This window comes from Williamsia soli (genome assembly GCF_017377795.1).
Lineage (GTDB): Bacteria > Actinomycetota > Actinomycetes > Mycobacteriales > Mycobacteriaceae > Williamsia > Williamsia soli.
In genome coordinates this window covers 45,558-60,686 of sequence record NZ_JAFRDR010000007.1, presented here as the reverse complement: position 1 = coordinate 60,686, position 15,129 = coordinate 45,558, and the positions used below count along the sequence as shown (strand labels likewise).

The 15,129-nt window shown below is 65.4% G+C and carries 12 protein-coding genes; 4 read left to right on the top strand and 8 right to left on the bottom strand.

What is annotated here, in order from left to right; translation table 11 throughout:
• Positions 1–2: 2 nt before the first annotated feature.
• The 3 genes from eat to J3S28_RS28610 all read right to left on the bottom strand — a co-directional run bounded on the left by eat (position 3) and on the right by J3S28_RS28610 (position 2,867).
• A complete protein-coding gene (eat, locus tag J3S28_RS18590; RefSeq protein ID WP_207842227.1) occupies positions 3–1,403 on the bottom strand; it encodes an ethanolamine permease in 1,401 nt (466 codons plus the stop codon).
• Between the two features lie 140 nt (positions 1,404–1,543).
• Positions 1,544–2,731, bottom strand: coding sequence for a N(5)-(carboxyethyl)ornithine synthase (locus J3S28_RS18585; RefSeq protein ID WP_207842226.1), 1,188 nt, complete (start codon positions 2,729–2,731; stop codon positions 1,544–1,546).
• Between the two features lies 1 nt (position 2,732).
• Positions 2,733–2,867, bottom strand: a complete 135-nt coding sequence (locus J3S28_RS28610) for a hypothetical protein (protein ID WP_272874215.1) — start codon at positions 2,865–2,867, stop codon at positions 2,733–2,735.
• A gap of 118 nt (positions 2,868–2,985) precedes the next feature.
• Between J3S28_RS28610 and J3S28_RS18580 the strand changes: the two genes are divergently transcribed.
• A complete protein-coding gene (locus J3S28_RS18580) occupies positions 2,986–3,789 on the top strand; it encodes an exodeoxyribonuclease III (protein WP_207842225.1) in 804 nt (267 codons plus the stop codon).
• Between the two features lie 16 nt (positions 3,790–3,805).
• Here the strand turns inward: J3S28_RS18580 and J3S28_RS18575 are convergent, their stop codons facing one another.
• The 3 genes from J3S28_RS18575 to J3S28_RS18565 form a co-directional block, all read right to left on the bottom strand.
• Complete coding sequence (locus tag J3S28_RS18575; protein ID WP_207842224.1) at positions 3,806–4,246, bottom strand: MarR family winged helix-turn-helix transcriptional regulator; 441 nt, start codon at positions 4,244–4,246, stop codon at positions 3,806–3,808.
• A complete protein-coding gene (locus tag J3S28_RS18570) occupies positions 4,246–5,994 on the bottom strand; it encodes an MFS transporter (RefSeq protein ID WP_237341784.1) in 1,749 nt (582 codons plus the stop codon). The genes J3S28_RS18575 and J3S28_RS18570 overlap by 1 nt, the downstream gene beginning before the upstream one ends.
• Before the next feature lie 96 nt (positions 5,995–6,090).
• A complete protein-coding gene (locus J3S28_RS18565) occupies positions 6,091–6,285 on the bottom strand; it encodes a hypothetical protein (protein WP_207842223.1) in 195 nt (64 codons plus the stop codon).
• 98 nt (positions 6,286–6,383) lie between these two features.
• On the opposite strand from J3S28_RS18565, the gene J3S28_RS18560 reads away from it, so the two are divergent.
• Genes J3S28_RS18560 through J3S28_RS18550 form a run of 3 tightly spaced genes read left to right on the top strand, consistent with a single transcriptional unit; the run spans position 6,384 to position 9,528 of the window.
• Positions 6,384–7,079 (top strand): siderophore-interacting protein, encoded by a 696-nt coding sequence (locus J3S28_RS18560; protein WP_207842222.1) that lies wholly within the window; start codon positions 6,384–6,386, stop codon positions 7,077–7,079.
• 17 nt (positions 7,080–7,096) lie between these two features.
• Positions 7,097–8,071, top strand: a complete 975-nt coding sequence (locus J3S28_RS18555; protein ID WP_207842221.1) for an ABC transporter substrate-binding protein — start codon at positions 7,097–7,099, stop codon at positions 8,069–8,071.
• The gene (locus J3S28_RS18550) at positions 8,068–9,528 is read left to right on the top strand and encodes a SagB family peptide dehydrogenase (RefSeq protein WP_307797252.1); all 1,461 of its coding nucleotides are present in this window, start codon (positions 8,068–8,070) and stop codon (positions 9,526–9,528) included. Before J3S28_RS18555 ends, J3S28_RS18550 begins: the two co-directional genes overlap by 4 nt.
• Here J3S28_RS18550 and J3S28_RS18545 read toward each other — a convergent pair.
• Both J3S28_RS18545 and J3S28_RS18540 read right to left on the bottom strand, forming a co-directional pair.
• Entirely contained in the window at positions 9,461–10,372 is a 912-nt protein-coding gene (locus J3S28_RS18545; RefSeq protein WP_207842220.1) for a DMT family transporter, read from the bottom strand. The genes J3S28_RS18550 and J3S28_RS18545 overlap by 68 nt on opposite strands.
• 132 nt (positions 10,373–10,504) lie before the next feature.
• On the bottom strand, positions 10,505–15,127 hold the full coding sequence (locus tag J3S28_RS18540) for a non-ribosomal peptide synthetase (RefSeq protein ID WP_372436036.1): 4,623 nt from the start codon (positions 15,125–15,127) through the stop codon (positions 10,505–10,507).
• Positions 15,128–15,129 lie beyond the last annotated feature (2 nt).

Below are 15,129 nucleotides of genomic sequence, written 5' to 3'. Positions count from 1 at the left end.
GTTCATCCCACATCGCTTTCGGCTGCGGCGAGCATCGCGAACTCTTCGTCAGGCGAGTTCGCAACCAGGTGCTTACGACTGTAGAGACCGAAGTACGCCATGAAGGCGACAAACGCGACCAGACACCACAGCGCTGCGGTCGTGTCCACGAGGAAGGTGGCGATCACCGAGACCACCGCGATGACCAGAGCGAAACCGGTGGTGGCGATGCCACCGGGGGTGCGGTAGGGCCGGTGCATGTCGGGCTCGCGAACCCTCAGCACGATGTGGCTGACCATCATCAGCACGTAACTCAGGGCCGCACCGAAGACGGCCATGTTCAGCAGAATCGCGCCCTCACCGGTGAAGGTCAGCGCGAACCCGATGATGCCCGGGATGATCAGCGCCCAGGTGGGCGCCTTGCGAGTGTTGGTCACCGAGAGCGCCCGCGGAAGGTAGCCGGCCCGCGACAGCGCGAACAGCTGCCGCGAGTACGCGTACATGATGGAGAAGAAGCTCGCGATCAGTCCGGCCAGACCGACGTAGTTGACGACGGTGGCTGCGGTGCCGTCGATCGCGTCGACCAGCGGATTCACCGATTCACCGACGCCCTGCGCACCAAGTGCGCCGGTGGCCATGAACAGCACCAGCGCACCGGTGAGCAACAGGACGCCCATCGCAGCGATGATGCCGCGCGGCACGTTCTTCTCCGGATTCTCTGCTTCTTCGGCCGCCAGCGGCACGCCTTCGATCGCCAGGAAGAACCAGATGGCGAACGGAATCGCCGACCACACCCCGAGGTAACCGAACGGCAGGAAGTCCGACGAGCCCGCGGCGTCCGCATCGGGTGCGATGTCGGTGAGCAATGCGGCGTCGAAGTGGCTGATCGCGGCGATGCCGAAGATGACCAGACCGACCAGCGCGATCGCGGTGATGACGAACATCGCCTTCAGCGCTTCGCCGGCGCCGACGAGATGGATTCCGATGAAGATGACGTAGACGGCGAGGTACACCCACCACCCGTCGGAGATCCCGAACAGATCGAGCGATTCGACGTAGCCGCCGATGAAGGTGGCGATGGCGGCCGGCGCGATCGCGTATTCGATGAGTATCGCCGTGCCGGTGGCGAAACCACCCCACGGACCCAGCGCTCTTCGGGCGAAGGTGTAACCACCGCCCGCGGCCGGCAGTGCCGACGACATCTCGGCCATGCCCAGGACCATCGCGAGGTACATCGCCGCGATGACGACGGCGGCGATGAGCAGGCCACCGAAGCCACCTTCGAGTAGTCCCGCGTTCCAGCCGGCGTAATCACCCGAGATCACATAGCTCACCCCAAGTCCCGCGAGCAGGACCCACCCGGCGGTGCCTTTACGGAGTTGTCGTTTCTCCAAGTACTCGGAGGAGGCGGCTGTTTCAGTCATACGCAACGATAGCCAGCAACTGAAACCGTCGTGTTAGATCGGCTTTTCCGACGTGTTTCGTACTTTCTGTTCGCAAATCCGGCCGATTTCGCACCGCCCGCCCGAACATTGCGACGGGTGGTGCGTCACCGGGTGCACGATCAGGTCACCGCGGCGACAGGATCTTCGAGGAACGCGTGCGGAAACGTCTCTGACCTCTGCTGGAACGACAGGATACTCGGATTCTGGACGACACCCTCCCGGATCTCGATCGCCCGCGAGATCGTCGGCGCCTGATCCCACTGGTCCGGTCCGGCCAGAACTGACAGCAGGTGCGGCAGCAAGGCCTCGCTGATCTCCCACGTCGCCGAGTCCCACAGGTATGAGGGACTGTGATCGACCGCGTAGTAGAGCACGCCGTTGCCCACGGTGAATGCCGGAGCTTCGAACGTCGTCGGCAGGGCCCAGCTGAAACCCATACCTTCATCGCACGAGACGTCGATGATCAGGGTTCCCGGCGGGAACCCCGGCAGATCTGTCTCGTCGAGGAATGTCAGCGGCGTGTCGGTGTTCTGCAGAACGCAGTTGACGATGATGTCGTTGCCCGCCAGGAACTCGGCGACCGGGAGTCGTCCCGACGGCGTCTCGGCCCACATGCTGTGCGGGTCCCGGGGATCGCCGTATTCGAGTTGCACGATCTGCGTCGAGTGGATCGGTGAACCGACCGCTGCTACGTCGCGGTTCGTCAAGACATGCACATCGTCGACGCCGTGCGCGTTCAGTGCGGTCACCGCGCCGCGCGCAGTGGCACCGAATCCGATGACGGTGGCCCGCAACCGGCGACCGTAGTCACCGGTTTTCCCTGCCAACTCCAGTGCATGAAGCACCGAGCAGTATCCGGCGAGCTCGTTGTTCTTGTGGAACACGTGGAGCGCGAATCCGCCGTCTTCAGTCCAGTGGTTCATCGCCTCGAAGGCGATGAGGGTCAGCCGCCGGTCGATGGCGACCTGGGTGAGCCTGGCGTCCTGCACGCAGTGCGGCCAACCCCAAACAGTCTGCCCCACACGCATTTCGAGAAGGTCTTCGGCCTGCACCTTGGGCAGCAGGATCACATCGCACTCGGCGATGAGCTCCGAGCGCGTGCCGATGCCTGCCACGAGTGGCCGCAGATCGTCATCTGTGACACCGAAGTGCTCGCCGTAACCGTGCTCGAGGCGGATCGACGAGCGCAGTCCGTGCTTGATCTTCTCGAAATGCCGCGGGTGGATGGGCAGACGTCGCTCGTTCTCCTTCGCTGAGTGAGCCAGTATTCCGATCGAAAGAGTTGGTATTTCAGCGGTTTTCGGCAAGTCAGCGCTTCTTGTTGCCGGTGAAGATGGTCTCGCCCGGGGCGGCGTCTGCCTTCCCCTTCTTGATCGCACGTTTTTCTTTGAGGGACTTACCGGATTTCTTGGTCATACCTTGACGTGGCGACTTGTCGGCCATGTGGCGATCCCTTGATTGGGAACCTGATAGGTCCCGATCCGACCAGCTTACGCCCCTGACCCGGGCCTCTGCCGGGCGCGGCCCGCGTCCGCGAAGGCAGTGTGAAAAACTCGAAGTCATGCTTCGCATCGCCACCTGGAACGTCAACTCCATCCGCGCCCGCAGCGAACGGGTCGTCGACTGGCTCGAACGGGCAAACATCGACGTCCTGGCCATGCAGGAAACCAAATGCAAGAACGAGCAGTTCCCCGAGATGGGCTTCGCCGCCGCCGGCTACGAGCTCGCCACGGTCGGTTTCAGCCAGTGGAACGGCGTCGCGATCGCGTCCCGTGTCGGTCTCGAGAACATCGAGTCGAGCTTCGAGAACCAGCCCGGTTTCAGCAAGGACGCCGAGGTGGACCCCGCGATCGAGGCCCGTGCGATCGGTGCCACCTGCGGCGGGGTGCGGGTCTGGAGCCTGTACGTCCCCAACGGCCGCACCCTCACCGACCCCCATTACACGTACAAGCTCGAATGGCTTGCTGCACTGCGTGATACCTCCGCCAAGTGGCTCGCCGACGACCCCACCGCCGAGATCGTCCTCAGCGGGGACTGGAATATCGCCCCCACCGACGACGACGTGTGGGATCCGGCCCTGTTCGCAGACAAGACACACACGTCCGAGCCCGAGCGCGCCGCCTTCAACGCAATGACCGAGGTGGGCTTCACGGACGTCGTGCGGCCCTACACTCCTGGACCCGGGGTCTACACCTACTGGGACTACACGCAGCTGCGTTTTCCTCGCAAGGAAGGCATGCGCATCGACTTCAGCCTGTGCTCACCGGCGCTCGCGAGCCGGGTGAGCGGCGCCGAGATCGACCGGCAGGAACGAAAAGGCAAGGGCGCCAGCGATCACGCGCCGGTCATCATCGACGTGGTGTAGAGCTGCGCAGCCGAGTCTAGGTCTGCTCGGGGCGCTCGGCAAGTTCGTCGGCCACCTTGCGCAGGGTGCGGCCCAGCACTTCACGTTCGGCCTCGTCGAGACCCTCGAGAGCCGTCTCCAGGGCCTGCACCCGGCGGGATCTGCTGCCCTTGATCAGGTCGGCACCTGCCTCGGTCACCGCCAGGAGGCTGGCCCGGCCGTCGTCCGGGTCCGCGGTCCGCGCGATGAGTCCGTCCCGTTCGAGTCCTGTCACGATGCGCGACATCGTCGGTACCGTCACGTTTTCGCGCTCCGCGAGTTCCGACAGCCGGATCGGTCGAGCAGTGTCGATGAGGACCCACAGCGCCGACAGGGAGCTGAGCGGCTGGGAGTTCTGACCGGTCCGCGACCGCAGCGATCGGACGACCCGCGCCAGGTCGCGGTACACCGAAGCGGCCGATGCTCCCTGCAGATCCATCACCGTTTTCCCGTCAGTTGCGCGGCGGCGACGGAGCCGTCGTCATCGGTCCGCGCCAGGTCGTCGTCCACATAGGTTACCGGCGCCACGGCCGAGGCCACCGCCGCGATCACCATCATCACCGCGGCTGCGACGAACACCACGACCAAGCCGTCATGGAAGGGTTCGGAGATCAGGTGCGGGAAGAAGCTCTGGCCGGTGAGGGTGTCGGCGTCAACCGCAGGCCGGGACAATTCCCCGCTGTCGGCGAGCAGTTCTTCGATCGGGTTGTACCCGAGGAACGCCGCGAACAGACTCCCGACGGGTGGCAGGTCTGCGGTCTGTCCCGCGGCTGCCGCAGAGACGCCGTGGGTCATCAGCCCGTCGCGTAACGCCGACGGCAGATGCTGGGCGAGGCCGACCACCATCAGCGAGAAGAAGACACCGATCGACAACGCGTTGCCCGAGTTCATGAAGGTCGCTCGCACTCCCGATGCCGCCCCACGCTGCCGGGCCGGGACACTCGACATGATGACCGCGGTGTTCGGGGATGCGAACAGCCCGGACCCGACGCCGTTGAGGAAGATGAGCAGTGCAAACAGCCAGTAGTCGAAGTCGACCGGTATGAGCAGCAGCGCAATGAACGTCGCCGCCACGATCAGCGATCCGCCCGCGGAGAACCATCGGGCGCCGTATCGGTCGGACAGCCAGCCGGCTACCGGGCCGCTCACCAGAAAGCCGACCGTCAACGGCAGAAGGAATATCGCCGACCACAGTGGTGTCGACTCGAAGTCGTAGCCGCGCAGCGGGAGCCAGATGCCCTGCAGCCAGATGATCAGCATGAACTGCAGTCCACCGCGGCCGATCGCGTTCATCAAACCCGCGAGGTTGCCGAGACCGAAGGCTGGGACCTTGAAGAGCTTGACGTCGAAGATCGGGTCGGCGACCTTCGTCTCGACCACGCAGAAGGCAACGAGCAACAGCACTCCGGCGGCGACACCACCGAGTATCCACGGACTGGTCCATCCGGTTGCCTTGTCGCCGTACGGCTGGATGCCGTACGTGATGGCGGTCAACAGCACGGTCAATCCGATTCCGAAGAGGATCGTGCCCGGCCAGTCCAGCTTTCCCGCGTTGCGGCTACCCACCTCTCGCAGCGACCGGATACTCCACAGCGTTCCGGCGATGCCGAGCGGAACGCTCACCCAGAACACCGCGCGCCAGTGCCATTCCGAGAGCAGCCCACCGACGATCAGCCCGATGAACGATCCGGCCACAGCAGCAACCATGTTGATTCCCAGCGCCATTCCTCGCTGTCGCGAGGGAAACGCGTCGGTGACGATGGCCGCCGAGGTCGCCATCAGCATGGCACCGCCCACCCCCTGGATCACTCGGAAGGCGATGAGCCAGATGGCTCCGAGGTCGCCGACGAAGGGATCGATGGACAGCATGACCGCACAGACGCTGAAGACGACGAATCCGAGGTTGTAGATCTTGACGCGTCCGTACATGTCGCCGAGGCGACCGAAGGTGACGACCAGCACCGCCGACGCGAGCAAGAACCCCATCAGCAGCCAGAGCAGGTAGCTGACGTTGGCGGGTTCGAGGGGGTTCAGACCGATCCCACGAAAGATGGCCGGCAAAGAGATGATGACAATCGAGCTGTTGACCGTCACCAGCAGCATCCCGAGCGTGGTGTTGGTCAGTGCCACCCATTTGTAGCCGGGGTGGTCACTGCTCATCCGACCTGTGGTCACTTCTGCCGTCATGGAGGCGCCCCCAGGCATTGGTAGTTAGTTGTAGGGCTACAACTAAATTACGGTGCCGGCATGGCCCACGCAAGCCGACGATGCGCCCGCGGTCGGTCAGTTGCTGTGCAGCAGCAGGATGCCGACGAGACCGACGGTGACGATCAGGGCGGCGATGATCGCCGATACACCCACGGCGACCAGCACCGTCGCAGAGTTGATGCCCGCCGACGCCGCGTCTTCCTCCTGCGGTTCGCCCGATTCCCAGGGACCGATCTCCTGGGTCACGTCGTCATCGTCCGACTGCTGCATCGGGCCATTAGAGCACGCCTCGCCCGCCGGAATGAGTACACCGACTTCGCGCTGTCCGAGGATTCTCGCGGCGTAGAGCTTAGGCTAAGCTCACCGTCATGAGCAGGGGACTACAAGGGCTGGTACTCAAGGCACTCGGCGCAGACGACTACGTACTGACCGTGACCGGCAAACAGCAGGTCACGGACAGTTACCTCCGGATCAGTTTCCAGGCCGGCGGACTGCTCGGTCACCACGACCGCCACCCGACCCAGTGGATCCGGTTGTGGATACCGAACGGCGACAAGCAACAGCAGCGCGGATACACCCTGGTCGACCCGGACGAGACGGCCGACACCTTCGACATCGAGTTCGCGATTCACGACGGTCCTGCCGCGAACTGGGCCGTGGCCGCCGACGTCGGCGAGACCATCGGCGCGACCGTCATGGGCTCGAAGTTCGCGATCCCCGACCCGGCTCCGTCGGAGTACGTCATCTTCGGCGATCCGGCCGCCGTGCCCGCGATCAATTCCCTGCTCGACGCGATCGGCGATGTCCCTGCCCGGGTCTGGCTCGAGTGGCAGCACGAATCGGACAAGAACCTTCCTCTGAAAGCGACGCCCGCGACCACCGTGGAGTGGGTCGAGCGCGGCACCAAAGGACAAGCCCTGCGCGACACGGCCGCACAGTTGGCGGTTGCCCCGGGCGCGTTCGGATGGGTGGCCTGCGAGTTCTACACCACCAGAGACATCACGAAGTCACTCAGGAGCAAACTCCCCAAGACATCGGTCAAGTCCCAGGCCTACTGGAAATGATCAAGAGAGATGGATCCATGCGAGCCCGTTCCAACCGCCTGACCGTAGTGCTCGCCCTCCTCGCGGCGCTGACTCTCGCTGTCACGGCCTGCAGTTCACCGGACGAGGACAAGGACAACGGGGCACCCATCCAGGTGAACACCCCGATGGGCCAGGTCACGATCAACGGCGTCCCCGAGAACATCGTCACCATCGGTACCCAATGGACCGATGTGGCACTGGCTTTCGGCGTCACCCCCGTCGCGTACCTCGACAACGTGGAACTGCTGACCAAGGCCCCGACGCCCTGGGTCGGAGACCGACTCGAATCCTCCGAGGCCATCGATCCCTCGCGCGACGTGGCCAGCCAGGTCGCGGCCGTGGATCCCGACCTCATCGTCTCGACGGATTTCGGCGACCAGACAGAGACCTTCGCCAAGCTGAGCAAGCTGGCCCCGACAATCCCTTCCATCACCGGCAAGCAGGTGGACCCTTGGGAGGAAATGGTCGTCTTCATGGGCACCGTGCTCCGGGAGCCCGAAAAGGCGCAGCAGATCATCGATGGCGTCAACAGCAAGATCGACGGGATCAAGAAAGCCAATCCGGGATTGCAGGGCAAGAGCTTCGCACTCGCCTGGATACTCAGCAACGACCAGATCCAGGTCTTCGGTGATCCCGCCGACGGCGCGGCAGAGGTGTTCACCTCGATGGGCATGACCATGGCGCCGGAGCTTCAGAAGATCTTCGAACGCGACGGGCAGCCACGGTTCCCGATCTCCACCGAGAACGTCCCGGAACTGCAGTCGGACATGATGATCCTCGCCGCCAACTCACCGGCCCTCAACGAGAAGATGAAGACATTGCCCGGCTATTCGAATCTCACCTCGGTGAAGAAGAATGCCGTTGCCGAACTCAGTGTTGCCGAGGTCAGCGCCATCAATCAGCCGTCCCCGCTGTCGCTTCCGTTCGTACTGGAGAAGATGACCCCCGCATTCGAGAACGCCGCGCAGTGACGGCAGCACCGGTGACCGGCCACGAGTTCGCCTACGCCTTCCGTGCGGGGGCGTCCGCGATGACCGCTTCCGGAGGCGTTGCGGTGCTGTTGCCCGCGAAGCAGCGACTGACCGGACTGACGCCGGCACAGATGCAGACACTCAAAGCTCTGGGCAGGGGTCGACCGGCCCTGAGCGAACTTCCGGGTGCAGGGGCTGATCCTGCGGTGACCGGGATCCTCGACCAACTGGTCGGTCAGGGGCTGCTCACGGTCACGATGCGGTGGGCGGGCGCCGATCTGTACACGCTGCGGCCCTTCGACACTCCCCCGCCCCGGCCGCCGGTCTCGCACGAGTGCACTGCCGTGGAACAGCTCTCGAAGTTCACGGTGATCCATCGGGTCGACGGTCGGTGCGTGGCCGAACATCCGTTGTCGTGGTGCGACATCGAGATCCACGACGCGGGTGTGCTGGCGGTGCTCACCGGGCTGCCCGGGGTCGATCGGCCGGTACCCCCGGTTGTGGCCGAACTCGCCCGAGACCTGACGTGGGCGGGTTTCACCACGCAGGACGACGCCGAAGAGTCCGGGTTCGCCACCCGTAGCTGGGGCGCCCACGAGTTGTGGTTTCACCGCAAGAGCACCTTCGGTGTACGCGCCAAGGATTGGGGACGGTTCGGCCCGACCAAGTGGGCGGCGGGCTCGTATCCCCCACTACCTGCGCGCAAGCCGGAATATCCGGGTCCGGCGGTCGCACTGAAGGACGTGGACCTCGACGAACTCCGCGTCACCGGGGATGCCCTCACCAGCGCCATCGAGGATCGGAGATCGTGTCGCGACTTCGACACCACCTCGACCCCGACCCTCGACCAGCTCGGCGAGTTCCTCTATCGCACGCACCGCAACCGCGAGCTGCGGGTGATCGGCACCGAGGAATTTCCGTCCCGGCCGTATCCATCCGGCGGGGGTTTGTACGAACTCGAGGTGTATCCCGTTGTACGCGAATGCCAGGGATTGTCTGCAGGCATGTATCACTACGACTCGTTCGACCACGTCCTGCGTCCGGTCACCGGCATCGAGCATGCCGCGATCGGCCGGTTGCTGACCCCGTCGTCGCTCACCCTCTCCGGCGGCCAACTACCGCAGATCCTCTTCGTCTTCGCGGCCCGCGTCGGTCGGATCATGTGGACCTACGAGCAGATCCCCTACGCGGTGATGCTCAAACATGTCGGGGTGCTCACGCAGACGATGTCGTTGGTCGCCACCGACATGGGGCTGGGTACCGTCGCCCAGGGCTACTGCGACACCGCGGCTTTCGCCGAACTCGCCGGTGTCGACGAGCTGACCGAATGCGCGCTGGGCAGCCTCGTACTCGGCACCCCCGAAACGCTGAACGACCGTCACCGAGAGGTCAGGTCCTCGCATCCACACCGGCCTCTGCCTCGTTGGCCGCCTGGGCGGCTCCCGACCAGGCGATGACCATCGCACCGGCCACCGCGACCACGAAACCGACCACTGCCAGCCAGGTGCGACCGGGTAGCGCATCGTCGCCGAGCCAGATGATGCCGATGATCGACGGGATGACCGTCTCGCCGACCACCACCGCGGCCGTTGCCGAGTTCACCGAACCGAGTTGCAGCGCAACTGTGTTGAGGTAATAACCACCGACCCCGGCGAGCGCGATGGCGTATGCGGCCGGGTCGCTGAGGATCTCGACGATGTCGAAGTCGGAGATGCCGTGCAGGATGCGCACCGACACCGCGACCACGCCGAACATCGCACCGGCACACAGTCCGGCAGCGATGGCGGCGCGGGATCCGAGCCACCGGACGAGTGCCGACGAGATCGCGAACAACACGACCGCCGCGATCAGCACACCCCAGTGGAACCAGGTGCCGTCGTGTCCGTGGCCGTCCTGATCCGCCGACAGCCCGATCGCGCACAGGGCCGCGACCACCGCACCGATCGCGATCCAGTCGCGGGGCAGCAACGTGATGCCGAGGACGAAGATCCCGAGGATCGCCGTGACCACCAGGTACGCGCTGACGATGGTCTGCGACAAGAACAGCGGCGCCAAGCGCGAGCCCACGGCGTTGCCCGCGAACCCGACGACGTCGAGGCAGGTACCGGCGATGAAGGCCGTGGTGAGGACCGCAGCCATCGTCGCTCGCAACGTCGGCCCACCCGTCGCGGTCTCCAGGCCCGCGGTCTCGCCGCGCGAGAGGGCGTCGCCCTTGGACTTGCGGGCACCGTAGGCCTGCAACACCGACGAGGTGCCGTACGCGATGCAGGCGAAAAGTGCGGCCAGGACGCCGTAGATCATGGGATGAGTATGACCGATCCCGACGTCGGAGGACGCGACAATTCCTCCGACTCCGCGCAGGTCCTCCCGTTGCAGACGGAGGACGTCGCCAAAGCCGGACGAAGACCCGAATCCTCCGGTTCCGGCGGAGCGCTAGAGTGCGGCAGCCACGGCGGACAGCGCACGCTGCCAGATCTCGGCCAACCGGTCTGCGTCCGCCTCCACCATGAGCTGGTCACTCCACCGCCAGCTCGTGACCAGTTGCGGTCCCAGGGGTGTGCCACGCACCACCGAGACCACGTCCAGTGCGTACCGCAGCGGAAGCTCGGGCTCTGGCGCTGTCGGGAGCCGGTCGTTGAGGTCGAGATCGGTGATGGGTGCCCATGGCTCGGGTGTGTCGGAGGCCCCGGCGGAGCTGAGGTCGAACCGGCCGAGATAGTTGAACTCCACCTGCGGATCGGTCGACGCGACCAGTTCAGGCACCCGCTCGAAATGCCGCAGCAGACCGTAGTCGAGTCCCCGGTTGGGTATACCCGCGATGTGTTCTGTCACCGAATCGATCAGCGCACGAACGGATTCCGGTTCTCTGGCCGCGACGTCGAGGTCCACTGCATCAGCGCCGGCACCGAGGCGGACCGGGAACACGCTCGTGAACCAGCCCACGGTCTGTGACGTGTCGACACCCACACCGACGGTCTCGTCTTCGCGCCCATGGCCTTCCAGGGCGATGAAGGCGCCGGCCGACTTGTCCTGGCCGTTGACGGTGCGCCAGGTGTTGATCGTCAGCGTGAGCGCGGTGAGCAGGAACTCCCTCATCCCGATCGCTCCGCCGAGTAATGCGAGAACGGCCGCGGTCTGATCGACGGACGTGTGCGCTGCTGTGGTGCGGAGCGAGGTCCAGGTGTCGCCGTCCGGATTCACCGCTCGCGCACCGATGATCGGGTCCGGCCCGCCGACCTGTACGGCCCAATACGGACGCTGCTCGAGCACCTCCGCTGTGCCGCTGCGTTCGGCCAGCAGGTGCGAGAACCGCCGGTACGACGTGGACTCCGACCCGAGGGTGGGCAGGGTCCCGGACCTCAGCTGCCGACCGCACTCGGCGAGGTCTCCGAACAGCACGTGCCACGACACCGCATCGGTGGCGAGGTGGTGGATCGCGAGAAGGAGGACATCACCCTCGTCATCGCCACCTCCGACCAGGCGCACCGCGGCGACCATGGTCCCGGCCATCGGATCGATGCGGTCCATCGCGGTCGGCGCTGCACGGTACACGCCGGCCGCAAGGTCGTCACCGACCGACACCGTGGTCAGGATGTCGGTCGCACGCACCGACCCGACGGTCCTGGTGATCAGCTGATACCCGGTCCCGGTGTCCTGCAACTGCGACCGCAGCATGTCGTGAGAATCCAGGATCGCCTGCAGCGTCGCTTCGAGTTCGGCGTCGGACAACCCCTTCGGCAGGGCGATGAGGGTGGTCTGCGTGAACCGCCGGAACCGCCCGAAGTCGTACATCCAGCGGACAACCGGCAGCGCGACGACCTCACCCGGACCGCCGTGTTCGCCTTCGTCGTCGGATCCCACGAACACGCCGTTGTCGATCGCCGCAGCCAGGGTCCGTACCGACGGATTCGCCAGCACGAGGCGCGGACTCACCTGAACGTCCTGCCGTCGCAACAAGTTCACCAGGGACATGGCCACGATGCTGTCCATACCGAGGTCGAAGAAGTCTTCGTCGACACCAGGAGCCGGACCGTCCACCAGCTCACCGAACACCATGCACAGCAGACGTTCTGTGTCCGTCGCCGGTTGCGCTTGTTGTCCCGACGAACCGGCCAGGGCCTCCCGCGCCAGTGTCATCAGCGCCGCCTCGTCCAATTTGCCGTTCGAGGTCATCGGCAACGCCGGCACGGTCAGCACCCGGGCGGGCAGCATGTGGGTCGGCAGTGTCTCGGCCAGGGCCGAACGTGCCTGCGCGACAGGCACGCTCACCCCGACCACGAACCCGACCAGGGTCGCACCCGTCGGACGCCGCAACACCACGACCGCGGCGGTCTCGACCCCGGGCAACCGGCGCATCGCCGTTTCGATCTCGCCGATCTCGATCCGGAAACCGCGGATCTTCACCTGGCTGTCGGCACGTCCGAGGAACGTGAGGTTTCCGTCTGGGAGATGTCGGACCAGATCGCCCGTCCGGTACATCCGGCCACCGCGCGCGGCGGGATCGGCGACGAAGCGCCCTGCGGTCACACCCGGTTGTCCCACATAGCCTCTGGTGACCTGGGCTCCGGCCAGGTACAGTTCGCCGACGACGCCGCGCGGTACCGGGCGCAACCTGGAATCCAGGACATGGGCGGTCATGCGATCGGCAGGGATACCGACCGTCGGGACATCAGAGTCGGCTATCGGGGCGACCAGCGCCTCCACGGTGGTCTCGGTCGGGCCGTAACAGTTGTAGACGTCGACATCCTCGAATGCCTGTAACTGTTGCCACAGAGCCTGACTGATCGCTTCCCCACCGAGTGCCAGCACCGACAATCGCGCGCCAGTCGTGCCGTCGAGCTCCGCCTCCGGCCTCCCGAGAATGCCCGCGGCAGCGAGTTGACCGAACATCGACGGCGAGGTGTCGATCATGTCGATCCGGTGGGCGACCAGACCGGACACGAGTTGCTCCGCATCACGCATCTGCGCTCCGTCGAACAGGTGCACGCTGTGCCCGTCGAGCAATCCGATCATCGGCTGCCAGGACGCATCGAAACTCAGCGACCAGGCATGCGCGATCCGGAGTTTCCGGCCGAGCCGGGCCGTGGCCGGCGCATAAACGTGATCGCGGTGGTCCACGAAATAGCTTGCGACTGCGCCATTCGTACCGATGACACCCTTCGGCTCACCGGTCGAACCCGACGTGAAGATGAGATAGGCGGCAAGGTCGGGCGTCGCAACACCTTTCGGGCGTGACGTCGACTGGACACCGAGTGCCGCAGACGTCGCCGGGTCGTCCAGGACCAGGCGCTGCGTACGACCCGCACCGGCCGCCTCGAGCAGGTCGATGTGTGGGCCCGCGGTGACGATGATCCTCGGATTCGATTGTTGCAGAATCGAACTGATCCGGGGTGCCGGGAGCGACAGATCGATCGGGACGTAGGCGGCACCGGCGGACAACGCCGCGAAGATCGTCACGATCGATTCGGCAGATCTGTCGAGGGCCACCGCCACCACCGACTCAGGACCGACACCGCGGCCGACCAGCTCATTCGCCAGACGCATGACGTCGTCGTGCAGCTCTGCATAGGTGTAGTCGCGAAGCGTGCTGGTCAACGCCGGCGCGTCGGGTGTCGCGTCCACCTGCCGCGCGAAGATGTCCGCGATGGTGCCGCTCGGTACCGCGTCCGGTGCCGATACCGACAGCTCGTCGCCCGTGACCTCATCAGCCAGGCGGACCTCCAGATGATCGGGACCTGAATCCGCTGCATCCGGTAGTTGCCGGAGCACCAGCAGGATTCGTTCCGCGATCTCGGCCGGTGGCAGGTGCGGCAACGCGCCGTCGATGGCTTCGGTCATCACCACGAGATTGACACCGAGCTGGTACGCGGCAATGGTCAGTGGGTAGTGGGCGAGGCTTTCCATCGCCACCGGTAGGAATCGGGTGCCGTCGCCGAGGCTGATGGGTTCGGTCACGGCGCCGATCGGGGCGTTCTCGAACACGAACAGGGTGTCGAACAAACTGCCCCGGCCGCCGGCCCGCTGCACTGCGGACAGGCTGAGGAAGCCGAGCTCACGCATCGTCGCCGACTCGCGTTGCAGCCTTTTACACAGTTCGAGAACAGTTCCGGCCGGGTCGATGTCGACGACCGAAGGCACCGTGTTGATGAACAGTCCGATCATCGTCTCGGCGCCGGGCAACGCATCGGGGCGACCCGAGATCGTGGTTCCGAAGACCACGTCGCGGCGGTCGGTGAGACGGCCCAGCACCACTGCCCAGGCGAACTGGACCGCGGTGTTGATGGTGATCCCGTTGGTGCGCGCCCAGGTGATCAGCCGAGTGGTGTCAGGCGAATCCAGTTGCACACGAGTACGCCTCGGTACTGCATCAGCTGGCGCCACCGCCCCTTCGGCGAGCATCAGAGGAGCACTCAACCGGGCGAGGTAGGTCGCCCACGCGTCGGTCGCCGCCACCGAATCCTGAGCAGCGAGCCAACCGATGTAGTCGCGGTAGGGCCGCGGCGCGGGCAACGAGGCCGACTCGCCGCCCGCCTCGTACAGTGCGAGCAACTCTTGGAAGAAGATCGCGACGGCCCAGCCGTCCATCAAGATGTGGTGCGCCGTGATCAGCAATCGACGGCGGCCCCCGTGGCCCGGCGCGTCGTCGCTGCGGCTGCCGCGCTGGTTGCCGAAGTCGACCAGGACCACCCGCAACGCAGGACCCGAGGACAGGTCGAAGTTCGTGCGCCGCTCCGCCTCGGCGATCGCATCGAATTCGGCGGGGTCGGCGTCACGCTCGGACCACGGGACGTCCACCCACGTCGGCACGATCTGCACGGGCGTCGGGATGTCGCGGTCGTAGAACGACACCCGGAGGTTCGGATGCCGTTGGAAGATCACGTCGACGCTGCGGCGTAGCAACGCCACATCCACCGGACCGCTGATCTCGACGATGAACTGCATGGAGTACAGGTCCAGATCGTCACCGGCGATCTTCGACAGCGAGAACAGACCCTCCTGCAAAGGGCTGAGCGCGAGCACATCCTCGATGGCAGGCGGCGCCGACCGATCGACCACCC